Consider the following 24,172-nt stretch of genomic DNA (forward strand, 5'->3'; position numbering starts at 1 on the left):
CTCTCCGTTTTAGTTGCTACCGACTGCCATAACCGCGTCCTCCGCCGCCCGAACTGCCACCGCGCGAGCCGCCGCCGCTGTAACCGCCGCCGGAGCTGCCGCCCCGCGAACCGCCACTGTTGAAGCTGCTGCCGCTGCTCGAACTGCCGCGGTCGTTGTAGCTGCTGCCGCGCGAACCGCTGTTGAAGTCATTCCGCGAGCCGCTGTTGAAATCGCCCCGCGAACCGCTGTTATAGCTGTTGCCGCGGTTATTGTAACTGCTGCCCCGGTTGTTGTAACTGCTGCCGCGCGAGCCGCTGCTGAACGGACTGTCGCCGTTGCGGCTGCCGTAGCTGGTGCTGTAGGAGCCGTTGCGGCCGCCGCGCGAACCGCCGGCATAACCTCCGTTGCCGTACCGCGCCCCCGAAGTGCTTCGGCCGGGAGTGTAGCTCCTGCCGCGTCCGCCGGGATTGCCGTAATAGTCGCGGGGCCTGTATCCCGCATGGTGATGTCCATGCCAGCCGCCGCCCCATCCGGGCCCCCAACCGGGTCCCCAGTAGGGATGCCATCCGGGACCCCACCACGGATCATACCAAGTGAAGCCGAAGCCCCAGTTCCAGCCGCCCCATGCGTAGCTGGGATAGCCCCACCACGAGGGCGAGTAGTTCCAGCCGAAATACCAGCCGCCGTAAGGCGTGCCGCCCCATGTTCCGAACATCGAGGTTATGTATTTGGGCTCGACCCAGACCTCGTCGCCGGAAATGATGATGTTGTAGAAAGCCGGATCGTACGCCGTGGCATAGGTGAACGAACTGCCGTAGCGGAAGTTGTAGTAACTCGACGGCATCCGGTAGGTCGGCGACTCGAATCCCCTCAGACGGCGCGCATAGGCACTCTCGTACGTATCGGCCAGAATATCGTTGTAAGGGTTCGAACCCGACTCGTCGTAATAACCGTTCTCCGCAGCCAAAGCCTGCGCTTCGGCGATCTTCGCCTCCCACTCGGCGCGGCGCGCCTCGGCCTCGGCCTTGCGGGCTTCGGCAGCGGCCTGCTGCTTGCGGGCGATGGCCGTTTTATCGTGCAGAGCGTACAAATCGTCGTTGGCATACCCCGACGACGCATAGTAGCTCGACGAACAGCCGGCCAATCCTGCGGACAGGATAAGGGTTCCAATTAAAATATTCAACTTTTTCATAGCGCACATGGTGTTTGCGTTAGTTCTTTTCCAATAAACGAAAACCATACCGCTTTTAGTATCGTTTTCACCATATAAACGGCCGGAGCGCAGCAATACTGCACTTGTCCGCCTGATACAAAGATAGAAATTATTTGGCAAAAGCATCAAAACGAACCGCTATAGCCGCATTTTTTCCTGCGGACTGAAATTTTTTTCGCACGAAAATGCCGAGAAATAAAAAATATGTCTATATTTGCAGTCCCAAACGAAAGGTTTTTCGTCCGGGAGATTGGAGAGATGCCGGAGTGGTCGATCGGGCCGCACTCGAAATGCGGTGTACGGGCAACTGTACCGGGGGTTCGAATCCCTCTCTCTCCGCAGAAAAGATTGATTACCAATCAATTACAGAAAAAGCGCACAGTTTTACGCACACAAACGTAAAAACTGTGCGCTTTTTAATTGGTTATTTCGCAAATAACCAATAAAGTAGCGCGAACCCTATTGTCATTATTCCAAGCTTTTAACCTAAAGCCGTTTTAACATTTTGGTAATTCCATACCGCTTGTCCATTGGAGCCGTAACCCCACATAGGCATATGTATCCCCACATTTCTTATTACATCTGGACATTTAGCCCTATCGACTTTAAAGGCATTATATAAAACGATGATTTTTAGGCCATCCCTGACAGCTTTTTCGCATTCATATTCAATATAACTGCGATTATCTACAGAATATCCTCTGGCACAATACCCACCATAACTGTTATAACTATTACAATATTGGCAACGTCCGCTTCTGACGGTTTTTGTGTTATTGCCTACTATAAGCACGAATGTATGAGACGCATCAAGCCTTTCCCCAAGAGAGCGCTTTATACTGCAATTAAGACTGCTATCTCGCGCTTGCTGTAAGTCATGAGCATTAGTAAATGATAAACTAAAATACTTATTATCATTCCAATAATTTAGTTGCTGAACGGCATTACTATCATTATCCCAATCCGCTGCGATGTAAGTTCTTGTTCTGTAGACCATAATTATTTCACTCCTTTCATTTCATAAATATTAATTTCTTCTATTGCTTCTTCTGTTAGAAGAATTGTTATCGGTTGATTTATATTTACAAGACTGGTCCTTAAGGTGCATAACATACATTTTAGTAGGTCAGATTTTGATTTGTTCGGTGTCCCATCAAACCTTGTTATACCTCCTCCCAAAAGTGGAATAAAAATCGGCTTATTCGCATATGTCCGTGATATTTCTGTCCACATTATTCGCAGACAATCCTCATAGTCTTTTTGGCTAAGATGTGCTTCATTATTATCAAAATGAGTAAACGCCAGAAGCATATAGTTTTTATAAGTAATAATTCGACCTAAAGGGTAAACTATTTTTCCGTCACGGGTACGTTTTTTTAGTTTAGGATTGTCGGGTGCATTTGTAATGGCATTCTTCAAATCGTCTAAATCTTCAACATGATAATCGATAAAAACGCCATTAATTGTATTATGAGCAATAACTATATCATCAACAGTAGTATCAAAAAACTCATTAAACGCAATAACTTTCCATCCTGCACCCTTAAAAATATCTCCTTGTCTAATATTTACTTTAATGCCACGAATTTTTAAAGACACACCCCTCTTGGCTTTGTAATATTTGGCTAAAAATACAATAGCAACTATTAGAAAAAATAATCCAAGCACCAATAATAATTTGATTACCCAATTATAATCACCCCATACGCAATCTAACGAAATCGCAGAAATTGCTAATGCCGTTTCAAATACAGCAAGTATGGCAAGACCCGTTGTAATGCTGTCTCTCCAAAGATTTGGGCTATTTAACCGTGGCAATTTCATTAAAACAATATTTAGGGATATTTCCCGTGTTTAACTATCAGTAAAAATACCCATAAAAAACCATTTAACAAAATAATACTCTAAATTTCATCCGGTTCATATTTCCACCTCGCTGAGATATTTCTAAAATCTCATTTGCCGATTTAATGAAACGGCAATCGATTAAGGCCTCCGAGATTAATGGCAGGAATCGTTTCTTCACTCTTGCGTACCGGAAGAATGCCTTAATAGAGTCTGATTTTTTATTACTGACTGCCTTTAATTTCTGTTCAAAATAAAATGGGAAGGTATTTTTTACGAGTTTACGATACTTACTTGCACTAATACTGCGATAATTAATAATCGTATCCTCTGTGTTAAGTGCAAAAGGCGAAATATCAATGATAAGCAGCCCTATTTCATTGCAACAGTTTATGAAATCCTGCTTGTCGGCGATTTGAATATTCAGTACATATTCCAAGTCGCTCTTGTAGAAAAACGACGTGTTTTTCGTTTCGGGATTGTAGATATAGCTTTTGTCCTTACCCCATAAGGGGGCTTCGGCAATCATAAGGTATTTGACCTCTTTTATGCACTCCAGATTCCGAGACCACATTTCGTTAATCTCATGGAAGGCCGATTCAAGGTAGGTATTATCGCGTTCAAAATATTTCAAAATGCCATTTTGGGCATAGAAATCGCGCAGAATTTCCCGGCTCTTGTTATACTCCATCGTTAGGTCGTGTTATGACCAACACCAAAAATGGCGCGGGTCTTTATCTTATCTGCTGAAGGTACGACCAAGCACCCGGAATCAAATAAGTAAAGCCCACGCCAAGCGTGAGCGTTCAACTTATTGTTTTTGATTCCTGATAAAATTTGGTCGTTTTTCAGCAAAAACAAATAGCAAACGCTATTTTATATGTCGATGGCAAAGATAGTGAAAATTCCGACAGATAAAAGCCCAGTCCTTCAACTGTATTCGCAGGACATCGCGCGGGCGTCAGCGCTGCGCGCGACAATTCCACGTACAGATTATGGTCTTTATGCACCTTTTATCGAACCCTATTCCAAAAAGATATCATACCCCATGCGAAATGGCCGTTTTCTTTCATTATAGGACAACAAAACACTTCAACCAAAGAAATCCATTACCTGACCATTAAAAATGCGCATATATAGCCTATTCAATGAAAGAATGAAAATTAAATCTATTTTCGACAGGCTCATATTTTTAACCTTTCTCATCACTAACCCCAAAGTCAGCAGCCGCATCCAACCCATGTTGGCGAACAAAATAGAAGAACGAGCGAATGGTTACCTGATTTGCGCAGTTTCCTTTCGAAAGGCCGCTAAACAACCTATCCGTTTCGACATAGCTGTATCGGGGATGGAAACTGCTGACCCGATGAAATAACTCCCGGCCGAAATCCCCGAAGGCGTTATGCAACGCATAGCCTATCCGCAGCCAATTTGCATAACCTGCGGTAATATCTACCTTTTTCTGCTCGATTATTTGGATATACTTGAGCACCTCTTTCAGCGGCTCGTCTTCGCTGTCCGTTCCGGGTAGAGTTGCATTCCCGGTAATGTCAGGCACAGCCGCGCCGTCCGCCAATCCCAATCCCTCGTATATTTCCGCCTCTTGGTTGATATACGGCTCCGGGTCATAAGACACGAATCGTTTTCGGGAAATGTCACAACAGGACGGGTCTATGGTAATCCCCATCGCGGAAAACTTGGTCTGCAAACTCCGGAAATGCAACAGTAGCTTGTTAGGCTGCGCTATAGGGACAATCGCATAATATCCTTCACCGCCGACAGACCGTCCGCAAAATGCGACATAAGGTAGTCTACCGAGCTGATCTTTCAACCTGTCATACCCCTCGACCTGCAAATTATCTTTCCTGTCGATGTCCATACAAATCAGTCCGGTGGGTTTCAGCAACGTGTTTGCCGCCCCGCCCCGGAACAAACCGGACGGCGTGAATGCAGGCAGTCGAGTTTTCAACTCTTTTTTCTTCCTTGCGTCTGATTCTGTCCGGACAGCCAGAACACGGGATTTGTAGCGATTTGTGGTCAAGAGGTCGATTAGAGTCGCTCTTACTGGGAATTTTGTATAGATGTGCTCGTAGTAGCTGACAGCTACATCCAGTCTGTTTTTCATACCGAAAACTTTTAATACTTCGGCCCAAGGTTGGCCGAATGGTTAAGAAGGTTAATTTTATGAAGATTTAGAATGAAATTTATTCTTCATCGGATTTATGTTTCTTCAAATATGCAACGTTGCCCACGTTTATCGTCGCAACCTGAATGCCGTATGATTTAAGCCGCTTGATGAAATTGGGTTTGGTCAAATGGTAAAACCCGTTTTCCTGACAATAGTATTTATATTCGATATATAAATCGACAATCTTTGTTTTCACATTGACATCCGATTTATACCTTTCGTCGTTGAGGAACTGCCTCAAACTGTCGGACTGCAATCTGTAATCTTCAACGGCTCTACGCGCCGCAATACATTCGGTAAATCCATTCTGTTTCAGAAGTCTTGCAAGTCCGCGAAGCACCCAATTGAATACTCCGGCAAGCTCGTTTTCGATAATCTGGCTATGTAAGTCCTTAATCTGTTCTTCGGGCGGAATCGTTACATCGAACGGGACAATCAGAAACCGACGGAAATAAGCATCCGTAAACTCGTTACCTCTCGGAAGTTCATTACAGTTAAAAATAAGCCGGGCATAGTGCGTAAGATGAAACGGCTTGCCATAGGGCAACCGGGCCGACACAGGCTCACCGGAAACAAGTTGCTTAAATATGGACGACTCCAATTTGCCATTGATTTCACTCGCATAGTTCACCAACTTATTCGCTAACTGCGCCCGGTAATATCCACTCCCATCGGTCAAATCCTGCAACGAATGACAGATGACATTTTCAGCGCCGAGCAGGGCGTTTACAATTTCGAAGAACACCGACTTACCGTTCGCGCCGCCGCCGTAGAGCATCAATGCCTTTTCCTCTTTCAGAATCGTATTGCCCGTCTTTATAAAGAGGTAGCCGATGTATTCGGCCAGCACCTTTCGGGCGGATTCATCCGGCTGTACTTTGGACAGGTATTTGTCGAAGAGAGGAGCCGCCGCATCTGGATTGTATTTGAAAGGGAGCTGATGCGTCAGAAAATCATCTTTGCAGAATTTCCGCAGTTTCCCCTGACCGTTTCTAATCTCATACGTTCCGTTCAGTAGATTTATAAGCACCACATTGGAATTGGCCGCCGGGCTTTGCAAATAGGACTGCATCATAAACTGTTCGAACAGTTTCTTCCCGAATTGGTAGTATTTGGACGATACGATAGGAACGCCCATCCGCTCCGAGGCTTTCAACAGAAATTTCTGGAAGGCATCGACATCGAGCCTCGACCAGAACATCCCGTTATACAGGTATATTTCGTTCTGATTGCGGCACAGCCCCCAATCGTTTTTTTCGGCCAACCTCGCAATCTCCTCAATGGTGAAAATCACGTAGTGTTTTTCATTGACTTTCATTTTCAACAGTTTCTTCTGAATGCTCTGCGCCATATCGCTGTCAGGGGCGCATCCGGCAAGCTGTTTTTGGAGCAGCTTCGCTTCGGGGTAAGCCAAATTCTTGAAATTGACAGGAGTTACCTGTTTCACCAAGGTATTCAGTATATCCTGTTGTAGTTCTGCATAATTAATCGTTCCCATACTTATTCCCTTCCTAACGCTTTAAGTACCTTTTCGGCATCGAATACGATTTTCTTCCCTGCCTGCGAGTAGCATCCCCGCAAACGAGGATCGTGCTTAATCTTATTCGCAGTAGTGCGCGAACAGCCGAGTAGTTCGCACAACCCACGCAGACCATAGACCAATCGAGGCTCCTTTACCTCGGCGGATTCAACTCTTTGGGGTGCGGCTAAACGTTGGAGTTCCAAAAGTTCCTCCCCGTTCATCTGCCACACCGGTTTCCGTTTTAATTCATACAAGTTCATCATGTCTGAAATAATTGTTAATGAATCGGGGAGCGACCCCTCGTTGCCATCAGCTGACACGACAAAATTAACAAACGCAATGCAATCAACAGAATTACAAATATATAGGAATCAAGAGCATAAAAAAGCCCTCTGAAATTCAGAGGGCTGCCTGCCAAAAGGGAATCTATGGGAATCGGAAACGGGAATTATTTGGGAATCGCTCCGTCTAAATAATAAAACAGACGATGAATTCGGGTTATCTCTTTCTTAACTCCATTGTTCCCTGCCTTGCTGGTGGGAATTTTGTCAAGGCTCCATGCTTGACAAAATATCTTCAGCCACGCCGCAAAATTCTTGGGTTTCGTCACCGGATGCAACTTGCCGCTATCATACAGCACTTTTGCCATGGCTACAACGGTCAATCCCCCTTTTCCGCTTTTCAAGGCTCCGGTAATGTCGATGATGAGATTGTTCCACCAACCTTTTCTTTCCGGAACAAAAAGCGATGCGAATAGCTCCATATTAGGCACAAACGTTTCAAATGGAGGGGTATCTTTCATCGCCCGTTTCGCTTTCAAATCGGCGATATACTGCTCAAAAATAATAAGTGTACCATGACCGTTCGCACCCATGTTAAACCGACGTCCTACATTCCAACACACCTCGGTTAGATGGCAGTAGGCTCCTGCACAGGCTTTATAGTATTCCGTTTCATCGGAATATTTATCAACATTGTATTTTGATAGGATAATATTCGGCTCCGGACACTTTTCGGAAACAAAAACGGAGTAATCGACCTTGCATCCCGCCAATAGCTCACACACCTTACTAACCTTTGGGGGCAGACTGCTGGATACAATGATAACGCCATTCGGCTGCAAATCGGACACCACATTGTTTTTCAAATCAGCACCGCCGAATAAATCACGATAGACCGCGATATATTCCTGAATTTTATGCCCATAATACGGATTGGTATCCAATCCGTGTTTTTGGCAGGACTCGATTAAATGCTTCAATGCAACACCGAAATTATAGAACTTGTATTTTTTCAGTCGGGGCGCATCCTGCAATATTAAAAGTTCGTCGTCAATCCTGCGTATGAGATTGTCGATTTCTGCTGTCGGATTATTCATATCTATTTTTCATTAAACAATTTCATCGCCTCGGCTTTTGCCGAATCCGCAATGGCTATATAGGGCTTCATCGCTTTATAGTCGCTGTGCCCCGTCCATTTCATCACCACTTGCGGGGGTATGCCCATCATGATTGCATTGCTTATAAATGTCCGCCGCCCCGTATGTGTACCCATCAGTTCGTATTTCGGATAAACCTCATCGACCCGTTCGTTCCCTACATAATAGGTAACCGTTTCGGGTTGATCCAGACCGCACAATTGGCCGAGTTCCTTGATATAATCGTTCATCTTTTGATTCGATATTACGGGCAATGCCTTATTATCCTCAAACGGAACCCCGTCGTATTTATCGAGTATTGCTTGACTGTATTTATTCAGGTCGATTGTAAGGCTGTCCGCTGTTTTTACCGTTGTAATATGAAGCGCCCCGTTTTTGATATCAAACCGTTTCAGATTATAGACATCCGAATAACGCAGCGAAGTGAAACAGCAAAAGCAGAAAACATCCCGAACCCGATCCAAATATTTCTTACTCTCCGGTATCGGAAAGTTGTAAACGGTCATCAGTTCATCCCAAGTGAGGTAAATGATACGTTTCTCGGTCGTTTTCAATTTGGGCTTAAAGGAGAGGTAAGCCATATTCTTGTGGTAACCATTGTTCGCAGACCATTTCAGAAACCATTTTAAGAACCCCAACTGCTTTCCTATCGTGCTGTTGCGAAGCCCTTTTTCGTCCCGAAGATGAGTAATGAAATCCGCAAGTCCCTTTTCCGTCAGATCGTCGAACGACAAGTTTGGCGAGAAGATATACAGATGATTCCGCAGGGCGATGTATTTTTCATACGTACCGTGCGTCCACCCGTTTATATTTCCTATCTCCTTAATGAACTCATCGAAGACATCGAACAGCGTTTTTTCACGTATCTCACCCACGTCATCCAGTTTGTTTTTGTTGGTGTTGATATTTTGCTGAATCAGCTCCTTGGTAACCTTCAGTTTTTCAGTCAGGCATTTATTCTCGAAATCAATACTCTGCTGAACGATATTATTGAGGTGGGAATTGATGACGTTGTACGTTATTCCCTTCGCATTGGACGCCCCCTGCCTGACCTTCTGCTTGGAACTGTCCCATTTCGCAGGGTTGATACTGTACCCTACGGACGTAAGAAGCCTTATTCCGCCGATGGCTATGGAAACACGTATCGGGAAATCCCCGTGTTTATCGCCTCTGCTGTTCAGATAAAAGTTTACCGCCATATTCTACATGAAATAGTTACGCACAAATATAAGCACACTTTTCCATAAAATACGATAAACTACAAAAAACTATTCTGAACTATGCAAATATAAATCACTTTAATACAGTACTATTTATCAATTAATCCGAATCAATGTGAATTATAGGTTATGAAGCCTCTCTCTCCGCTGAAATACAACGAATAAAATAGCAAAACCCCGCAAATCACACATTTGCAGGGTTTTGTGTATTTAGTCCACAGGCATTAAAAAGCAATGTAACGCAGGTCGGCGGTGGCCTATTCGGTGTACCTGAAAATCGGCTGAAAAAGTACACCGGATTCCGCGTCACTCCGAACGGAATTCCCTGAGCAGTCCGATCCTCTCGGACATATCCGCCTCTTTCATCCTGCGGATCAGTGCGGCCAGCCGCATCGAATCGACCTCCAGTCCCATCGTACGGATATAAACCGCCTTGACGCCTTTCGACTCGTAGAGACGGTCGAACCGCCAGAACCAAGCCGGCCTTATGAGCTGCGGCTTGTAGTCGCGGCCGAGCAGCAGCCGGACCCAGTACCGGCCCCGGAAATAGAAGTCGTCCGCGTAAAGGACGGCATCCCACTCGATCTGCTCGCGGATCGCGAACGGTTCGGTGATGCCGTATTCGGTCAGGACGATATAGGTCCGGCGGTCGAACAGCGATCCCATGCCGTACAACAGGGCGAAGCCCGCCGTTATCACGAAACACCACCCCAGAACGACGTCGCGGACATAGTACAGAACAAGTCCGCCGGCGATGCCCGCAAGCAGTCCTGCGACGGTGATACACACCGCCTTCTTCCTCGATTTATGAATTATCATCCTCATCCTCAACCAGATTTTCATTTCGAAATCGTGCAAATTTGTCTCCAAAGGCATAAAAATTGAATCTCCGGATAAGAAAAAAAACCTCGCGGCATGCGCCATTGTAAAAATCCGGATGGCAAAAGAGGAGACATAAATAACAAATTGAACAGATAATTTAAAACCGATCGAAAAATGTTGGAATATGAAATTTGGGGAAATACGGTCCAGACATGGATCGTTTCCATACTCATCGTAATAGGGGCGTTCGTCGTCGTAAAACTGCTCTCCCTGCTGGGCAGGAAGGTCATAAAGCCGTTTATCGCCCGCACGAACAACCGGGTGGACGACATCATCTACTACTCCCTCGAAGCGCCCCTGAAATTCGCCGTGATGCTGCTGGGCATCTGGATCGCCATTCACCGGCTGGTCTATCCCGACCAGTTGGTGAAGTACGTAGACAACGCCTACCGCATACTGATCATACTGGACATAACGTGGGTCCTCGCACGTCTCTCCACGGCCCTGCTCCAGCAGTACTGGGGACAAAGGTCGGACGGCCATGCGGTGAAAATGATGCCGGTGGTCAGGCGGACGATTCTGGTCCTGATCTGGATCATCGGTCTGGTAACGGCCCTGAGCAACGTGGGTGTCGACATCAATGCGTTGTGGGGTACGCTGGGCATCGGCGGCATCGCCTTCGCGCTGGCCGCGCAGGACACGGTGAAGAACATCTTCGGCGCATTCACCATCTTTACGGACAAGCCTTTCGGCATCGGCGACACGATCAACGTGAACGGACTGGAGGGAACCGTGATCGACGTGGGCATGCGCAGCACGCGGATACTGGGCTACGACCGGCGCATCACGAGCTATCCGAACTACAAGATCACGGACGCCTCCATCGTCAACATCTCCTCGGAGCCGATGCGGCGGGCCATGGTGAAGCTGGGGCTGACCTACGACACGGGAGCCGAAAAGATGAAACAGGCGCTGGAGATACTGCGGGCCATCCCCGCGAAAATCAAGGACGTTTCCGGAAATCCGTCGGACGTCACGGCCTACTTCTCGGACTACACCGACTCGGCGCTGGTCGTCACGTTCTACTACTACATCGAGAAGCAGGGCGACGTCCTGAAAACGACATCGGACGTGAATCTGGAGATCCTCGACTCCTTCGCCAAAGCGGGACTCACATTCGCCTTCCCCACACGCACGCTGCTCGTGCATCAGGACGACGCGGAAAAAGCCGGCGGCGAACCGGCAGCCGCAGACGGTACGCAAATTCAGAACTCCTAAAAAACATCCCATGACGACTCAGCAAAACCGTCCCGCGACCGGCCAGCCGGATGCGTTCGACAAATATCCCTGTTATTACGGGAGCGATCTGGAGCTGGCGTACACTCCCCAGCGTTCCGTCTTTACACTTTGGGCGCCCACGGCCGACAAGGTCCGGCTGAACCTCTACGCTTCGGGCGAAGGCGGGGAACCGGAGGAGCGGCTGGAGATGCGGCCCTCCGACGACGGGACATGGCGCGTCGCCGCGGAGCGCGATCTGAAAGGGACTTTCTATACCTTCCAGATCGAGAAAGAGGGGAAATGGCTGGACGAAACGCCCGGCATCTGGGCCAAGGCGGTCGGAGTAAACGGCGACCGGGCGGCCGTAATCGACCTGCGCGAGACCGATCCCGAAGGCTGGGAGGCGGACCGTGCGCCCGAACTGAAAATGTATTCCGACATCATTCTCTACGAACTGCACCACCGCGACTTCAGCGTCGCCCCCGATTCCGGGATCGAAAACAAAGGCAAATTCCTCGCCCTGACCGAAACCGGCACCAAGACACCCCAAGGGGAGGCGTCGGGACTGGACCACCTCAAAGAGCTGGGCGTAACGCACATACACATCCTGCCCTCCTTCGATTACGCGACCGTGGACGAAGCCCGACTGAACGACAAGACCTACAACTGGGGATACGACCCGAAGAACTACAACGTTCCGGAAGGCAGTTACTCCACCGATCCGGCCGACCCCGCGGCACGCATCCGGGAGTTCAAGCAAATGGTGCAAAGCCTGCACCGGAACGGCATGCGCATCGTTCTCGACGTGGTCTACAACCACACGGCCTCGGTGGAGCATTCGAATTTCAACCTTACCGTCCCCGGCTACTTTTACCGCCACAACGCCGACGGCTCCTATTCCGACGCCTCCGGCTGCGGCAACGAAACGGCTTCGGAGCGCGCGATGGTGCGGCACTACATCGTCGAGTCCGTCAAATTCTGGGCGAAGGAGTACCATATCGACGGCTTCCGGTTCGACCTGATGGGCATACACGACATCGAGACGATGAACCGCATCCGGGAGGAGCTGTCGAAAATCGACCCGACCATCTTCATCTACGGCGAGGGGTGGCTTGCGGCCGACTCTCCCCTGCCGCCGGAAAAACGCGCCGTGCGGGACCACGTCGGACAGATGGAGGGCATCGCCGTCTTCTGCGACGACTTCCGCGACGCCGTGCGGGGCAGCACGTTCGACGAACACGCCTGCGGATACGCTTCCGGAAATATCGGCGGACACTACGAACCCGTAAAATTCGGGATCGTCGGCGCCACGCAGCATCCTCAGGTAGATTACAACGGACTGCTGTACAGCTCCGTGCCCTACGCGGCCGCCCCGTCCCAAGCGGTCAACTTCGTCGCCAGCCACGACGGTTACACGGTCATCGACAAACTCCGGCTCTCCGTCACGGGCGACCGGGCAGAAGAGGAGCTGCTCCCGATCGACAAACTGATACACACCATCCTGCTCACGGCGCAGGGCGTTCCCTTCATCCGCGCCGGCGAGGAGATGATGCAGGACAAGCAGGGCGAACCGAACAGCTTCCGCTCGCCCGATGCCGTCAACCAAATCGACTGGGCGCTGAAAGCCGAACACCGCGGGCTGTTCGACTACATCCGGCAACTGATCGCCCTGCGTAAAGCGCATCCGGCGTTCCGCATCCCGACGGCCGAAGGGCTGCGGCAGTGGCTCCGGTTCCTCGACACGGGCGATTCGGGCGTGATCGCCTATACTTTGGGCGAACACGCCAACGGCGATGCGTGGAAAGAGATACTGGTGGCCTACAACGGCAATCGCCATCCGGCCGAATTCCGGATTCCCGAAGCGGAGCGGATCGTGGTCTGCCGCGACGGCCGGATCGATCCCGACAGCCGCGAGCGTCTCTCCGGAGAGGTCGTCCGCATGGCCCCCTCCTCGGCGCTTATCGCATATTGCGAATAATTTCCCGGAAGTTCATCCTCCGGGGTACAAATTTTGTATTACATTGACTGTCAACCAAAATTATAAAAATTATGTATTTCTTATGGTATTTACTCATCGGCTTGGCGGCCGGATGGATCGCCAGCCTGATTTTCAAGGGCAGCGGCTCCGGATTGCTGGTCAATCTGATCGTCGGTCTGATCGGCGGCATTCTGGGCGGCTGGCTCGTTTCTTTGTTCGGATGGGTTCCGACGGGCACATGGGGAACTTTCCTCGCCTCGATCATCGGCGCCATCGTCCTGCTGTGGATCGTATCGCTGTTCACACGGCACAAACCCGCTAAAACGATGTAATTATGGAAAAGTATTCGACTAAAGAGAATGAAACCTACCGGGAGCACGCCGAAAAAGCGGTTCACAAGGTAGAAGAACACGGCCAGAAGGCCAGACACAACCTGCAGGAAAACATGCAGAAGCTGAAGGATGACGCCGAAGAGGCGGCCATCGAAGCGAAGAACGAAGCCCGAACGGGCGTTCACAAGATGGCCGGCAAAATCGAAGAGGCCGGCACAAAAGTCAAGAATGCCACCAAAGAGGGCATGACCAAAGCCGCCCACAAGGTAAAAGAGACGGCGACGCAGGCGGCGAACCGGATCAAGGAGAAAGTATGACCCGGCAGTCCCGGCAACAGAAAAGGGAAGTCTTCGGACTTCCCTTTTTTGCTGCGCCCGCCTAAGCCGGTACGAGTATGCCCGGATCGGCAGCGACTTCGTGCATGAAGTCGCACCGCACGGGTTCGCTGTGCAGCTCCTGCTCCGGATAAGATTTGAGCAGGGCGGCGATCTGCGCATCGGACAGCGCGGGACTGAGCCAGCGGCTCTCATCGTCGGGACGGAGAATGACGGGCATCCGGCCGTTGGCGTTGTTGACGTAGCGCATCAACGGATTGGCTTCGGTAGTGATTATCGAGAATGTCGTCGTCCACGCAGCGGTCGCACGGCAGTACCAGCGATCGTAAATCCCGGCCAATGAGAAGAGAGGACGCTCCTTCAGGGTCACGTACAAGGGGATTTTCCGATGCTGTTCATGGCGCCATCCGTAGAATCCGCTCACGGGAACCAGACACCGTCTCTGACGGATCGGAACCCGGAACGACGCGTTTTCGAAAATGGTTTCCGCACGGGCGTTGACCGTCTGGTTGCGGACCGTCACGACATCCTCCGGTCTGCGCAGCCAATAGGGAATCAGCCCCCACCGGGAATACCGGATCTGTTCGTCCCCGGTCAGGACCGGATAGGGGAGGTGCGAAAACGCGCAGGCACGGACGGGCGGGCGGAGATTACGGATCAGATCGGCCTTCCGGCCGAAATGCCGGGCAAGTTCCTCAGGCCCGGCAGCGAGGAAAATATGATAACACATGGCATGATAGGATTACAATTCGGACCTGCACGGCCCGTTCGAGACATAAAAACGCAGGGAGCATGACGACGGTCGCCCCCTGCGCTTTTCATACGGCAAAAACTATTTCGTAGCTTTCGTAAAGTTGCCGTCCTTATCGAAATCGAGCACCGTCTTGTCCGCGAGGGCCACCTTGTAGCCGTCGGCGGTCGTCTCCATCATGACGATCCGCTGCCCCGCATAGTTATTGCCTGCATAGGTCTTGATCTTGGCGGGAATCACCGACATGGGAACCGAACCGTTCTTCATGATGATCTGCGAGCAATCGCCGCTGCCGCCCTCGAAAGAGACTTGGTTGCCGCTGTTGAAGTAGACAGTGTACTTGTCCCACGACGCCTCGCGGTCCATCTCCACGGCCTTCACCTTTTCGCCGGGGAAATTTTTCTGAATGAATTCCTGCGAGTTCTTCGGCAGTTTACCGAAATCCACCTTCTGGGGAGCAGCGCTTACGGCAAAAGCAAATACCGCAGCCGCGACGAGTAAAAGAATTTTTTTCATAATATAAAGAATTTAAGTGATGAATGATACCGGAATACCTGCAAATGGTATTCCATTGAGGTTGAAATTGTTCGAAAAATATTTTTCATACTGAGAATCAATTTTTTCAGGGGCCGCGTCATACGTCCGCACCCGTAAACAACTTGAGGATATAGCCGATCAGGAAACTGATTCCGGCGATGCCGAAACTCAGCAGGGCCATTTCGAAAAAACGCCGTCTGAAACTCTCGCACAGGACCACGGCGTAATAGTAATTGAACAGGGCGATCACGGTCAGGGCCGCCAGAAGCATGACGCCCAGCGCGGCAAGCGCACTCGAAAAGAGCAGATAGGGAAGTATCAGTATGGCGACCGTCACCAGATAGGTGACTCCGGTGCAGACCGCAGCCCGCAGCGGATGCTTCTCCCGGCCCTTTTCCGACTTGGTCGCGAGGTATTCGGAAGCCGCCATCGAGAGGGCCGCGGCAATGCCCGTGATGCCGCCCGTAAGCGCCACGAGCCGCGGCTCGTTCAGCGCCAGCGTGAATCCGGCCAACGCCCCCGTGAACTCGACCAAAGCGTCGTTCAACCCCAGCACGACCGAACTTATGTAGCACAATCGCATCCCGCCGGCCAGCGTCGTCAGCTCCTCCCCGTGACGTCGCTCCTCCGAAGCTATCCGCACGAACTCCTCGCGTTCGGGATAGCGCGAATAGCTTGCCGCCGTGCCTTTCTCACACTGCTCCATCTGCCGGACCACGAAAGCCCGTCCCAGCACCCTGACCATGCCCACATACCACAAAACACGTTTGGGATCGGGAGTCACCGTACGGCCCGTACGGCTTCTGAGGACCTCGCAATGCCGTCTTTCGTCCTGCATGATACGCAGCAGCGTCCGTCGGCGGACCGGATCCTTTTCCAGTCCGGCCAGCCGGCGGTAAACTTCGCACAAGGTAGTCTCGTCCCGTTGCAGGGTCAAAAGGTTTTTTGTCATCGCAGTCCCGTTTGTGTGGTTATTTCACCCGGAGCCTCCCCGGCCGGGGAGTGGCGGGCCTACACTCCGGGGTCCGCAAAAAATCTGCCGAACAGCGACCGAACCTCCGCAGGAAGAAGCTTCTACCTCAGGGTCCGAAAACCCGAAAAAAATCCATCCACCCCTTACTGCGTGTTTTGCAGGAATATCCATCCTCCCGTTTTTTCAATCCATCCAAAAGTATTTTTCATGGCATAAATGATGCACGCAACTGCATCGAAAAGGGTGCCGGACAACAAATACGAGCATATACCTTAATATAAATGGCAATAACGGTTTAACCGAGTATTAACTTAATTAATCATTCTATCAACTATGAAAAAAAAGTACTTTTTCACCGCATTCGCTGCGGCTTTGCTTTTCGCAGGATTCGCCTTTACGGCCTGTGACGACGATGACGACAACAGCGCCCCCGGCACGAAGCCGACGATCAAGTTCGAAAACGTAATCCCGACGAAGAATTACGTTCAGAGCGGCACGTTCGCCGCCGTGGCTCCCGGTGCGACGACTTCGTTCACATTCCATGCGGCCAAAGGACAGCGGCTGATGTTCGCCACGATGTATTCCTACTCCAACGACCTCTTCTTCGCCCCTGAGAATCCGGGCATCGCGCTCTTCAACGATGCGGGCGTCCCCTATACCGGCGTCATAGCCAATGCCGTGAAACTCTGGGACAACGGAACCCGCGTCAATGAACAGCCCGGCCCCAACGTCAACCATCCGGGCGTAGCTCAGGCCGGCGTAGTGAGCGAGGTGAACGGTACGGACACGGAGGGTCACACCTACCCGGCGGCTTCGAGCCTGCTTCAGGTAAGTCTGACTTTCGACGCCGTACAGTCGCTGTTCACCTGCACGATCTCCAACATCTCTAACGGCACCTCGAACGAGACTCCGTTCTCCGGCGGCGTATTCGTCGTATCGAATATGCTCGACGGCAAGCTGGTGATGGAGAAGCCGTTCTTCAACGTCGATCAGAAATCGGGCGTGGAGCTGACCAAGCTGGCCGAAGCGGGCAACGTCGATCCCCTGAAGTCGCTCGTAGCCGATCAGACGGGAATCATCACCACGCTGCACGGCGCCATCGTAGTAGTCTACACGGGCAACACCAACCCGATCTATCAGCTGGGACAGAAAGACGCACAGCTCGGTCTGGCGGCTCTCGCACAGCGCGGCGATCCGGGACAGCTGAAAGCTTCGCTCGAAAAAGTCCCGCAGGTGCGCAAGATCTACACGATTACGAAGACCGCCCTGCCGGGCGAGAGCATGGAATGCACCTATGAGGCCGCAGCCAACGAAAAGGTAGCGTTCGCAACGATGTTCGGCTATTCGAACGACTGGTTCTTCGCCAACGGTCCTGAGCTTAACGCACTGACCAAAGGCGACATAACGAGCAAGACCGTCCTGCTCGACGACGGTACGGCCGTAAGCCAGTATCCCGGCGCCGGCAATGCCCAGTCCGTATTCGGCGGAACGCTGATGCCCGAAGACAAGGCCATCAGCGCAGTCGGCGACACCTACCCGGTTCCCGCCGTCGACGGAATCGTCAAGATAACGATCTACTAAGGATCGTCGTGTGTGTTAATTGCGGCCGGAGCAGGAAACTGCTCCGGTTTTTAAACCCGTACAATCATGACAAACGACAAATCACAAGAAGGCAAGGTTACCGTTGCCGTAGAAAAAAAGACCTCCAAAATTCCCTCGATGGTCTACCTGAGCGCCGGTCTGGGCGCATTGGCGGTCTCGGCCTGCATGATGTTCCGCGGCCGTAAATCCGCAGCGCTGCTCGTCGGCCAGTGGGCCGCCCCGCTGCTGATCATGGGCCTTTACAACAAGATCGTCAAGACCGAAGGTCACGACCGCCCCGAATCCGGGACGGACAGATTAAACCGAATCATTTAAAAATCACGATTATGGACAAGACAAACCAGATGCACGGCGAAAGCCGTGAACAGCAAAACGATACGCAGACCTCCCCGATGCAAAACGGCAATACGAACGACCTCGACAGCCGGAGCCACAACCGCGACAACAGCGGCATGCACGCAGGCAGCACCGAAGGCAGCAGCTACCGGCAGCAGCCGGACAACAAGGAGCAATACGGCTCGAAGAAGAGCTCCTACTGGCAGGAGAAGGGTTCCGACCGGAAACAGAGCGTCGGAAGCCGCATGAACGAGGAGAGTCTCAAGCAGAAACAATAGTCAGGCCGGCTTCCGGCATATTCAACTTAATACAGCGAATATATGTTTTACCATTCCAAAGAACTCCAGTTCAAAGCGCGGGTGTCGAGACCCGATCCCCGCTTCGCGCGGCTGCTGCTCGAACAATTCGGCGGCGGCAACGGCGAGCTGAAAGCCGCGATGCAGTATTTCGTGCAGGCGTTCGCCTGCCACAACCCCTATCCGGACAAATACGACATGCTGATGGATATCGCCACCGAAGAGCTGGGCCACCTCGAAATCGTCGGCGCCACGATCCAGATGCTGCTCGCCGGCGTCAACGGCAACCTGAAGGATGCGGCCGAGCGCAACGACGTCTTCGGCGAAAGCATTTCGAAGGACGATTTCATCCATTCGGCCTTTTCGATCAATCCGCAGTTCGGCGTACTGACGGGCGGCGGTCCGCGTCTCACCGACAGCAACGGCGTGCCTTGGCAAGGCTCCTACGTCAATGCCAACAGCGACCTGACGGTCGACCTGCGTTCGGACATAGCTGCCGAATCGCGCGCCAAGATCGTCTACGAATACCTGATGCAGTTCACCGACGACAAAGACGTGCTGGCGACGCTCAACTTCCTGATGACACGCGAAGTGGCGCACTTCCAGCAGTTCGAAGCGGCGCTGGGGACCATCCAGCCCAACTTCCCGCCGGGAGTGCTCCAGAGCGATCCCCGCTACAGCAACATCTACTCCAATCATTCGACGGGAGAGGATGCCCGCGGCCCGTGGAACGAGGGCGAAAGCACCGGACTGGGCGAAGAGTGGCTCTATGTCGAGGACCCGCGCGAGCAGGTGCTCGAAACCGACGGACTCACGCAGCTCAAACCGCAGGGAACACCCCGCACCGAAGCTTCGGTGCGCAGTGCGGACAAGAAACTCAGCAAGGAGCGCAGCGGCGAAATCCGCAAGGCGACGCCGGAGAAGAACCTCCGGTGGTGCGAGTACGAACCGCAAGACACCAAGGCGTCCCGCCGCCAGCCGGTCGAACAGGACTAAATATCCCGTCGGCCCGCTGGGTGTGAACGCTCCGGAATTTCAGCCGGAGCGTTCTTCCTGTTTTGCATGCGCTTTGCAGCAAAATACCGCAAACATCAAATACATATATTTATGAAAAACGGAGTAATGATGCAGTATTTCGAATGGAATCTGCCCAATGACGGTAAATTGTGGACGCAGTTGAAAGAGGACGCCCGACACCTGCACGACGTCGGCGTCACCTCGGTCTGGATCCCGCCGGCCTACAAAGCCGACGAACAGCAGGACGAGGGATACGCCGTCTACGACCTCTACGATCTGGGCGAGTTCGACCAGAAAGGCACCGTCCGCACCAAGTACGGCACGCGACAAGAGCTGGAGGAGGCGATCGCGGCGCTGCACGCCAACGGGATTTCGGTCTATATCGACACGGTGATGAACCAGAAAACCGGCGCCGACTACACCGAGAAGTTCATGGCCTGCGAAGTCGATCCCGAAAACCGCGAGCAGGTGATCGGCGCCCCCGTCGAAGTCGAAGGCTGGACCGGATATACCTTTCCGGGGCGCGGCGACAAGTACTCCCCCTTCAAATGGCACTGGTACCACTTCTCCGGAACCGATCAGGTTTACGAGACCGGCAAGCGGGCCATCTACCTCATCCAAGGCGAAGGCAAGAAGTGGAGCGAAGGGGTAGACGGCGAGAACGGGAATTACGACTTCCTGATCTTCAACGACGTGGATTTCGACCATCCCGAAGTGATCGAGGAGATGAAACGCTGGGGCGCATGGATCGCCCAAACGCTCGATGCCGACGGCATGCGTCTCGATGCGCTCAAACACATCCGCAACACCTTTATCGGCGAATTCATGCACAGCGTCCGGGCTTCGCGCGGCAAGGAGTTCTACGCCGTCGGCGAATACTGGAGCGGCGATTTCGAGTCGCTGGAAGCCTACCTCGACGCCGTGGACCACCAGATCGACCTGTTCGATGCGCCGCTTCACTTCAAACTCTTCACCGCTTCGCAGCAGGGGCGCGATTTCGACCTGCGGACGCTGCTCGACGACACCCTCGTGCGGAAACATCCCACGCTCGCCGTGACGTTCGTGGACAACCACGACTCGCAGCGCGGCAGTTCGCTCGAATCGCAGGTCAAGTCGTGGTTCAAGCCGCTGGCGTACGGCCTGATCCTGCTGATGAAGGAGGGGTACCCCTGCATCTTCTACGGCGACTATTACAGCATGAAGGGCGAAGCGTCGCCCCACCGGGCCGTTCTCGACATACTGCTCGACGCACGCCGCTCGCGGGCTTTCGGCGAGCAGACCGACTACTTCGACCATCCCAACACCGTGGGGTTCACCCGCGCAGGCGACGAGCAGCATCCGGATTCGGGACTTGCGCTGCTGCTCTCCAACGGCGAAGACGGCGAAAAGGTGATGTCCGTAGGCGTAACGCATGCCAATGAGACGTGGCACGAGATCACGGGAAGCTACGACGACGAAATAGTCATCGGAGACGACGGCAAGGCCCTCTTCAGGGTACACGGAGGAAAACTGGCCGTCTGGGTCAAAAAATAATGCGTCCCCTATAGGCCGAAACAGCCGAAAGAACGGCCTGCCGGGCCGGAATGGTATACGTTTTGTATTCTTTCCGAGCAACGCCGCATATTGCGTCAACAGTGCAGCGTTACAAACTTGCTTTCGGCCGAAAGGTTTTTTCGGCACGAACGACAGCACAATGTCAAACTAAATTCTTTATCAGTCATGAAAGAGTCAACCAACAAGACCGCCGGCCGCACGCAGACCGGACAAAACAAATCGGCGACCAAGTCGTCCCGCACGACCACCTCGCACGCCAGCTCGACGAGCCGAGGAACCGCCAAAAGCCAGTCGTCCGCCACGGGCCGCGTATCGCGCAGCAACAATCCCGAAGGACACAACCAGTACACCAAAAAATCGCAGGGCAACTGCTAACGACGCAGTTCGTCTTTCGATAGAGTGTCGCAAGGGACTGTCTGACCGGGTTCAGGCAGTCCCGTCTTTTATCCGCCGACCGTCCGGCAGACCTGCAGGGGATTCACGCCGCCGGATCGTCCGGCAACAGGGCGGGCACCGATTTTGCACACACAATCAGAAACGGCTGAACGATGAAAAAGGCTTGGGCTTATATTCTTCCCACACTGCTCTGCTTCGTATTGGGAGGGCTGGTCGGATGGTGGCAGAACGACGCGATCCGCGAATGGTATCCGCATCTGGTAAAACCTGCGCTGACGCCGCCCAATGCGGCATTTCCCATCGCATGGAGCATCATCTACCTCTGCATGGGCCTCTCCGCCGGACTGGTTCTGACCTCCGTCTCGCCCTTGCGCCGGAGGGTTATGGCGCTATGGTTCGCACAGCTGGGATTCAACGTGCTGTGGAGCATCCTCTTCTTCGTATGCCGAAGCCCCCTGCTGGGAATGATCGACATCGCGCTGCTCGACATTCTCGTCGCCGCCTACATTGCGCAGAGCGGGAAAATCCGGGCCGGAGCGGCGTGGCTCTTCGTTCCGTACCTCTGCTGGATACTCTTCGCCACCTATCTCAACGCCGGCATCCTCGCGGCCAACGGCACGGAGCTTTAAGCTGCCGCACGGCCACCCGCCCGACGCGGAAAGAGGGCGCATCATCCGATCAGCAGATCCTCCAGACGGACTTTGGGGACATAGTGCGTCCCGTTTTTCCGGTAATAGGCGCGGTCGCCGTCGGAGCCGATCTCCGTCAGCTCGATCTTCTCGATGCCCTTGCCGAGTGCGAGAATCAGCAGCGGCTCCGCATCCAGTCCGAACTCCCGCCTGATCGGCTCCTTGTCGAACGCTCCGATGCAGATGCCGTTCAACCCGATTTCGACCGCCTGCAACAGCATGCTCTGGGCTGAAATGCCCAGATCGATATCGACATAGCGATCCTCGGCGACCGTCGAGCAGATGATGATGAAAGCGTTCGGCTCGGTCCCCGGCAGGGGCAGATGAAGTTCGGGCAAAGCCCCTCCCAGCCGGATATGGGGCAATACTTTGGGAGCCTCGTCCGCCAGCACGGGCCGGAAGCGCAGCACCTGCTGATTCCGCGCCGAGGGGATTTTGGCATTCACGCCGATAATGCGCCGGAGCTGATCCCCGCGCACGACGAACCGCGCGTCGTAACCGCGATGGCTCCGGTTTTTGAGCAGTAGCCTGCCCAGCGTCGCCAACGGCCTGCGATTGCGCGGCCCCGATGCCGTCCGGGCCAGATACTCTTCCATTTTCCGTCCTAAATAGTCGTCCGCCATTTTCTTCAGAATTAATCCGGAGACAAAGATACGCAAAATCACCGGACGAAAGAGCGGCATTTATTCACTATCTTTGCAGGAATCACCACCATGACGCAACGGAAAATCATACACATCGACATGGATGCGTTCTACGCCTCCGTCGAACAGCGGGACCGCCCCGAATACCGGGGCCAGCCGATCGCCGTCGGCCATGACGGCCCGCGGGGCGTCGTCGCCACGGCCAGCTACGAAGCCCGGCCCTACGGGGTGCGTTCGGCGATATCCTCCGCGCTGGCGAAACGGCTCTGTCCGAACCTGATCTTCGTGCCGGCGCGTTTCGACGTCTACAAGGAGGTGTCGCGGCAGATCCGCGCCGTCTTCCGCGACTACACCGAACTCGTCGAGCCTCTTTCGCTCGACGAGGCGTTCCTCGACGTGACGCACCTGCGCTCGGCGACCCTCGCCGCCCGCGAGATCAAAGCCCGCATCCTCGCCGAAACCGGACTGACCGCATCGGCCGGAATATCGGTCAACAAGATGCTGGCCAAGATCGCTTCGGACTACCGGAAACCCGACGGACTGTTCACGATCCCGCCCGGACAGATCGAAGAGTTCGTCGCGGCTCTTCCCATCGAGCGGTTCTTCGGCATCGGGGAGGTGACGGCCCGGAAGATGCACGGCATGGGAATCCATACGGGCGCCGACCTCAGGCTGCGGGACGAAGCGGAGCTGGTCCGCCATTTCGGCAAGGCCGGACACAGCTATTACGGCTATGCCCGCGGCATCGACGAACGCGAGGTCACGCCGAACCGCATCCGCAAATCGCTCGGCGCGGAGACGACCTTCGCCGAAGATACCGACGACCGGGAACAGCTGCGGCTGGAGCTGTCGGCCGTGCGCGAAGAGGTCTGGAACCGCCTGATGCGGCACGAATTCAAGGGAAAGACCGTCGTGCTGAAACTCAAGTTCGACAATTTCCGCCAGATAACCCGGTCGAAGACGCTTTTCGCTCCCGTCAATTCGGCCGAAACGCTCAGACAGGTGTCCGAGGAGCTGCTGGCGGCGGTCGATTTCCGCGGACGGAAGATCCGCCTGATCGGCCTTACGGTCGGCAATTCGCCCGAAGCCTGCACCGAGTGCGTGCAGCTGCGGTTCGATTTCGGGGAATCCGCCCGGAACGTTTAAACGACTTTTCGCACGACCGGCGGCAACACGGGAAGGGAAAAGACGATAATTGTTTAAAAAGAGACCGTTTATGGGGAG

Annotated in this window: 26 protein-coding genes and 1 tRNA gene; 13 read left to right on the forward strand and 14 right to left on the reverse strand. The window is 53.0% G+C overall.

The window, feature by feature from the left end; all coding sequences use genetic code 11:
* Nucleotides 1–16: 16 nt before the first annotated feature.
* Entirely contained in the window at nt 17–1,174 is a 1,158-nt protein-coding gene (locus HMPREF9720_RS05240) for a hypothetical protein (RefSeq protein WP_009597191.1), read from the reverse strand.
* 273 nt (nt 1,175–1,447) lie between these two features.
* Here HMPREF9720_RS05240 and HMPREF9720_RS05245 point away from each other — a divergent pair.
* Nucleotides 1,448–1,534: transfer RNA gene (locus HMPREF9720_RS05245), tRNA-Ser, on the forward strand.
* Nucleotides 1,535–1,676: 142 nt separating this feature from the next.
* Here the strand turns inward: HMPREF9720_RS05245 and HMPREF9720_RS15005 are convergent.
* The 9 genes from HMPREF9720_RS15005 to HMPREF9720_RS05280 all read right to left on the reverse strand — a co-directional run bounded on the left by HMPREF9720_RS15005 (nt 1,677) and on the right by HMPREF9720_RS05280 (nt 10,233).
* Entirely contained in the window at nt 1,677–2,192 is a 516-nt protein-coding gene (locus HMPREF9720_RS15005; RefSeq protein WP_083817605.1) for a TIR domain-containing protein, read from the reverse strand.
* 2 nt (nt 2,193–2,194) lie between these two features.
* A complete protein-coding gene (locus HMPREF9720_RS15010) occupies nt 2,195–3,019 on the reverse strand; it encodes a macro domain-containing protein (RefSeq protein ID WP_009597200.1) in 825 nt (274 codons plus the stop codon).
* Nucleotides 3,020–3,083: 64 nt separating this feature from the next.
* On the reverse strand, nt 3,084–3,731 hold the full coding sequence (locus HMPREF9720_RS05250; RefSeq protein ID WP_009597179.1) for a hypothetical protein: 648 nt from the start codon (nt 3,729–3,731) through the stop codon (nt 3,084–3,086).
* Between the two features lie 501 nt (nt 3,732–4,232).
* The gene (locus HMPREF9720_RS05255; RefSeq protein ID WP_009597215.1) at nt 4,233–5,165 is read right to left on the reverse strand and encodes a BT4734/BF3469 family protein; all 933 of its coding nucleotides are present in this window, start codon (nt 5,163–5,165) and stop codon (nt 4,233–4,235) included.
* A 79-nt stretch (nt 5,166–5,244) separates the two neighbouring features.
* On the reverse strand, nt 5,245–6,726 hold the full coding sequence (locus HMPREF9720_RS05260; RefSeq protein WP_009597235.1) for a DNA primase family protein: 1,482 nt from the start codon (nt 6,724–6,726) through the stop codon (nt 5,245–5,247).
* 2 nt (nt 6,727–6,728) lie between these two features.
* The gene (locus HMPREF9720_RS05265; RefSeq protein WP_306509120.1) at nt 6,729–7,013 is read right to left on the reverse strand and encodes a DUF3853 family protein; all 285 of its coding nucleotides are present in this window, start codon (nt 7,011–7,013) and stop codon (nt 6,729–6,731) included.
* Between the two features lie 185 nt (nt 7,014–7,198).
* Nucleotides 7,199–8,128, reverse strand: coding sequence for a hypothetical protein (locus HMPREF9720_RS05270; RefSeq protein WP_009597237.1), 930 nt, complete (start codon nt 8,126–8,128; stop codon nt 7,199–7,201).
* A gap of 2 nt (nt 8,129–8,130) precedes the next feature.
* A complete protein-coding gene (locus HMPREF9720_RS05275; RefSeq protein WP_009597218.1) occupies nt 8,131–9,387 on the reverse strand; it encodes a site-specific integrase in 1,257 nt (418 codons plus the stop codon).
* 327 nt (nt 9,388–9,714) lie between these two features.
* Entirely contained in the window at nt 9,715–10,233 is a 519-nt protein-coding gene (locus HMPREF9720_RS05280; protein ID WP_009597249.1) for an STM3941 family protein, read from the reverse strand.
* Nucleotides 10,234–10,404: 171 nt separating this feature from the next.
* Between HMPREF9720_RS05280 and HMPREF9720_RS05285 the strand changes: the two genes are divergently transcribed.
* From HMPREF9720_RS05285 to HMPREF9720_RS05300, 4 genes are all read left to right on the forward strand, one after another.
* Nucleotides 10,405–11,508, forward strand: a complete 1,104-nt coding sequence (locus HMPREF9720_RS05285) for a mechanosensitive ion channel family protein (RefSeq protein WP_039939960.1) — start codon at nt 10,405–10,407, stop codon at nt 11,506–11,508.
* Between the two features lie 10 nt (nt 11,509–11,518).
* On the forward strand, nt 11,519–13,486 hold the full coding sequence (pulA, locus tag HMPREF9720_RS05290; RefSeq protein WP_009597246.1) for a type I pullulanase: 1,968 nt from the start codon (nt 11,519–11,521) through the stop codon (nt 13,484–13,486).
* Nucleotides 13,487–13,557: 71 nt separating this feature from the next.
* Entirely contained in the window at nt 13,558–13,818 is a 261-nt protein-coding gene (locus tag HMPREF9720_RS05295; protein ID WP_009597184.1) for a GlsB/YeaQ/YmgE family stress response membrane protein, read from the forward strand.
* A gap of 2 nt (nt 13,819–13,820) precedes the next feature.
* Complete coding sequence (locus HMPREF9720_RS05300; RefSeq protein ID WP_009597230.1) at nt 13,821–14,135, forward strand: hypothetical protein; 315 nt, start codon at nt 13,821–13,823, stop codon at nt 14,133–14,135.
* Between the two features lie 61 nt (nt 14,136–14,196).
* On the opposite strand, the gene HMPREF9720_RS05305 is transcribed toward HMPREF9720_RS05300, so the two are convergent.
* The 3 genes from HMPREF9720_RS05305 to HMPREF9720_RS05315 form a co-directional block, all read right to left on the reverse strand.
* Nucleotides 14,197–14,883, reverse strand: a complete 687-nt coding sequence (locus HMPREF9720_RS05305; protein WP_009597193.1) for an SOS response-associated peptidase — start codon at nt 14,881–14,883, stop codon at nt 14,197–14,199.
* Nucleotides 14,884–14,985: 102 nt separating this feature from the next.
* On the reverse strand, nt 14,986–15,420 hold the full coding sequence (locus HMPREF9720_RS05310) for a PepSY-like domain-containing protein (RefSeq protein WP_009597208.1): 435 nt from the start codon (nt 15,418–15,420) through the stop codon (nt 14,986–14,988).
* 118 nt (nt 15,421–15,538) lie between these two features.
* Nucleotides 15,539–16,393 carry a VIT1/CCC1 transporter family protein gene (locus tag HMPREF9720_RS05315; protein ID WP_009597217.1) on the reverse strand — a complete coding sequence of 285 codons (855 nt, stop codon included), beginning with the start codon at nt 16,391–16,393 and terminating at the stop codon, nt 15,539–15,541.
* Between the two features lie 354 nt (nt 16,394–16,747).
* Between HMPREF9720_RS05315 and HMPREF9720_RS05320 the strand changes: the two genes are divergently transcribed.
* The 7 genes from HMPREF9720_RS05320 (at nt 16,748) to HMPREF9720_RS05350 (ending at nt 22,244) form a co-directional block, all read left to right on the forward strand.
* A complete protein-coding gene (locus HMPREF9720_RS05320) occupies nt 16,748–17,995 on the forward strand; it encodes a spondin domain-containing protein (protein WP_009597240.1) in 1,248 nt (415 codons plus the stop codon).
* A gap of 66 nt (nt 17,996–18,061) precedes the next feature.
* A complete protein-coding gene (locus HMPREF9720_RS05325) occupies nt 18,062–18,331 on the forward strand; it encodes a hypothetical protein (RefSeq protein WP_009597172.1) in 270 nt (89 codons plus the stop codon).
* An 11-nt stretch (nt 18,332–18,342) separates the two neighbouring features.
* Nucleotides 18,343–18,630, forward strand: a complete 288-nt coding sequence (locus HMPREF9720_RS05330; protein ID WP_009597233.1) for a hypothetical protein — start codon at nt 18,343–18,345, stop codon at nt 18,628–18,630.
* A gap of 42 nt (nt 18,631–18,672) precedes the next feature.
* The gene (locus HMPREF9720_RS05335) at nt 18,673–19,644 is read left to right on the forward strand and encodes a manganese catalase family protein (RefSeq protein WP_009597216.1); all 972 of its coding nucleotides are present in this window, start codon (nt 18,673–18,675) and stop codon (nt 19,642–19,644) included.
* 111 nt (nt 19,645–19,755) lie between these two features.
* Nucleotides 19,756–21,198, forward strand: a complete 1,443-nt coding sequence (locus tag HMPREF9720_RS05340) for an alpha-amylase (RefSeq protein WP_014775518.1) — start codon at nt 19,756–19,758, stop codon at nt 21,196–21,198.
* 186 nt (nt 21,199–21,384) lie between these two features.
* The gene (locus tag HMPREF9720_RS05345) at nt 21,385–21,594 is read left to right on the forward strand and encodes a hypothetical protein (protein ID WP_009597228.1); all 210 of its coding nucleotides are present in this window, start codon (nt 21,385–21,387) and stop codon (nt 21,592–21,594) included.
* A 173-nt stretch (nt 21,595–21,767) separates the two neighbouring features.
* On the forward strand, nt 21,768–22,244 hold the full coding sequence (locus HMPREF9720_RS05350; RefSeq protein WP_009597169.1) for a TspO/MBR family protein: 477 nt from the start codon (nt 21,768–21,770) through the stop codon (nt 22,242–22,244).
* A gap of 41 nt (nt 22,245–22,285) precedes the next feature.
* On the opposite strand, the gene HMPREF9720_RS05355 is transcribed toward HMPREF9720_RS05350, so the two are convergent.
* Nucleotides 22,286–22,927: a nitroreductase family protein gene (locus tag HMPREF9720_RS05355; RefSeq protein ID WP_009597210.1), complete on the reverse strand. Its 642-nt coding sequence runs from the start codon at nt 22,925–22,927 to the stop codon at nt 22,286–22,288.
* A 90-nt stretch (nt 22,928–23,017) separates the two neighbouring features.
* Here HMPREF9720_RS05355 and dinB point away from each other — a divergent pair, with 90 nt between their 5' ends.
* Entirely contained in the window at nt 23,018–24,094 is a 1,077-nt protein-coding gene (dinB, locus tag HMPREF9720_RS05360) for a DNA polymerase IV (protein WP_009597229.1), read from the forward strand.
* The last annotated feature ends 78 nt before the right edge of the window (nt 24,095–24,172 follow it).

Source organism: Alistipes sp. HGB5, assembly GCF_000183485.2.
Classification (GTDB): Bacteria; Bacteroidota; Bacteroidia; order Bacteroidales; family Rikenellaceae; genus Alistipes; species Alistipes finegoldii.

Excerpts from the sequence above, each read along its gene's own strand:
- HMPREF9720_RS05325 (WP_009597172.1), top strand. The coding sequence starts at position 18,062 with ATGACAAACGACAAATCACAAGAAGGCAAGGTTACCGTTGCCGTAGAA.
- HMPREF9720_RS05350 (WP_009597169.1), top strand. The coding sequence starts at position 21,768 with ATGAAAAAGGCTTGGGCTTATATTCTTCCCACACTGCTCTGCTTCGTA.
- HMPREF9720_RS05340 (WP_014775518.1), top strand. The coding sequence starts at position 19,756 with ATGAAAAACGGAGTAATGATGCAGTATTTCGAATGGAATCTGCCCAAT.
- HMPREF9720_RS15005 (WP_083817605.1), bottom strand. The coding sequence starts at position 2,192 with ATGGTCTACAGAACAAGAACTTACATCGCAGCGGATTGGGATAATGAT.
- dinB (WP_009597229.1), top strand. The coding sequence starts at position 23,018 with ATGACGCAACGGAAAATCATACACATCGACATGGATGCGTTCTACGCC.
- HMPREF9720_RS05335 (WP_009597216.1), top strand. The coding sequence starts at position 18,673 with ATGTTTTACCATTCCAAAGAACTCCAGTTCAAAGCGCGGGTGTCGAGA.
- HMPREF9720_RS05300 (WP_009597230.1), top strand. The coding sequence starts at position 13,821 with ATGGAAAAGTATTCGACTAAAGAGAATGAAACCTACCGGGAGCACGCC.
- HMPREF9720_RS05330 (WP_009597233.1), top strand. The coding sequence starts at position 18,343 with ATGGACAAGACAAACCAGATGCACGGCGAAAGCCGTGAACAGCAAAAC.
- HMPREF9720_RS05240 (WP_009597191.1), bottom strand. The coding sequence starts at position 1,174 with ATGAAAAAGTTGAATATTTTAATTGGAACCCTTATCCTGTCCGCAGGA.
- HMPREF9720_RS05295 (WP_009597184.1), top strand. The coding sequence starts at position 13,558 with ATGTATTTCTTATGGTATTTACTCATCGGCTTGGCGGCCGGATGGATC.
- HMPREF9720_RS05285 (WP_039939960.1), top strand. The coding sequence starts at position 10,405 with ATGTTGGAATATGAAATTTGGGGAAATACGGTCCAGACATGGATCGTT.
- HMPREF9720_RS05280 (WP_009597249.1), bottom strand. The coding sequence starts at position 10,233 with ATGAGGATGATAATTCATAAATCGAGGAAGAAGGCGGTGTGTATCACC.
- HMPREF9720_RS05255 (WP_009597215.1), bottom strand. The coding sequence starts at position 5,165 with ATGAAAAACAGACTGGATGTAGCTGTCAGCTACTACGAGCACATCTAT.
- pulA (WP_009597246.1), top strand. The coding sequence starts at position 11,519 with ATGACGACTCAGCAAAACCGTCCCGCGACCGGCCAGCCGGATGCGTTC.
- HMPREF9720_RS05270 (WP_009597237.1), bottom strand. The coding sequence starts at position 8,128 with ATGAATAATCCGACAGCAGAAATCGACAATCTCATACGCAGGATTGAC.
- HMPREF9720_RS05265 (WP_306509120.1), bottom strand. The coding sequence starts at position 7,013 with ATGATGAACTTGTATGAATTAAAACGGAAACCGGTGTGGCAGATGAAC.
- HMPREF9720_RS05355 (WP_009597210.1), bottom strand. The coding sequence starts at position 22,927 with ATGGCGGACGACTATTTAGGACGGAAAATGGAAGAGTATCTGGCCCGG.
- HMPREF9720_RS05305 (WP_009597193.1), bottom strand. The coding sequence starts at position 14,883 with ATGTGTTATCATATTTTCCTCGCTGCCGGGCCTGAGGAACTTGCCCGG.
- HMPREF9720_RS05320 (WP_009597240.1), top strand. The coding sequence starts at position 16,748 with ATGAAAAAAAAGTACTTTTTCACCGCATTCGCTGCGGCTTTGCTTTTC.
- HMPREF9720_RS05250 (WP_009597179.1), bottom strand. The coding sequence starts at position 3,731 with ATGGAGTATAACAAGAGCCGGGAAATTCTGCGCGATTTCTATGCCCAA.
- HMPREF9720_RS15010 (WP_009597200.1), bottom strand. The coding sequence starts at position 3,019 with ATGAAATTGCCACGGTTAAATAGCCCAAATCTTTGGAGAGACAGCATT.
- HMPREF9720_RS05275 (WP_009597218.1), bottom strand. The coding sequence starts at position 9,387 with ATGGCGGTAAACTTTTATCTGAACAGCAGAGGCGATAAACACGGGGAT.
- HMPREF9720_RS05260 (WP_009597235.1), bottom strand. The coding sequence starts at position 6,726 with ATGGGAACGATTAATTATGCAGAACTACAACAGGATATACTGAATACC.
- HMPREF9720_RS05345 (WP_009597228.1), top strand. The coding sequence starts at position 21,385 with ATGAAAGAGTCAACCAACAAGACCGCCGGCCGCACGCAGACCGGACAA.
- HMPREF9720_RS05310 (WP_009597208.1), bottom strand. The coding sequence starts at position 15,420 with ATGAAAAAAATTCTTTTACTCGTCGCGGCTGCGGTATTTGCTTTTGCC.
- HMPREF9720_RS05315 (WP_009597217.1), bottom strand. The coding sequence starts at position 16,393 with ATGACAAAAAACCTTTTGACCCTGCAACGGGACGAGACTACCTTGTGC.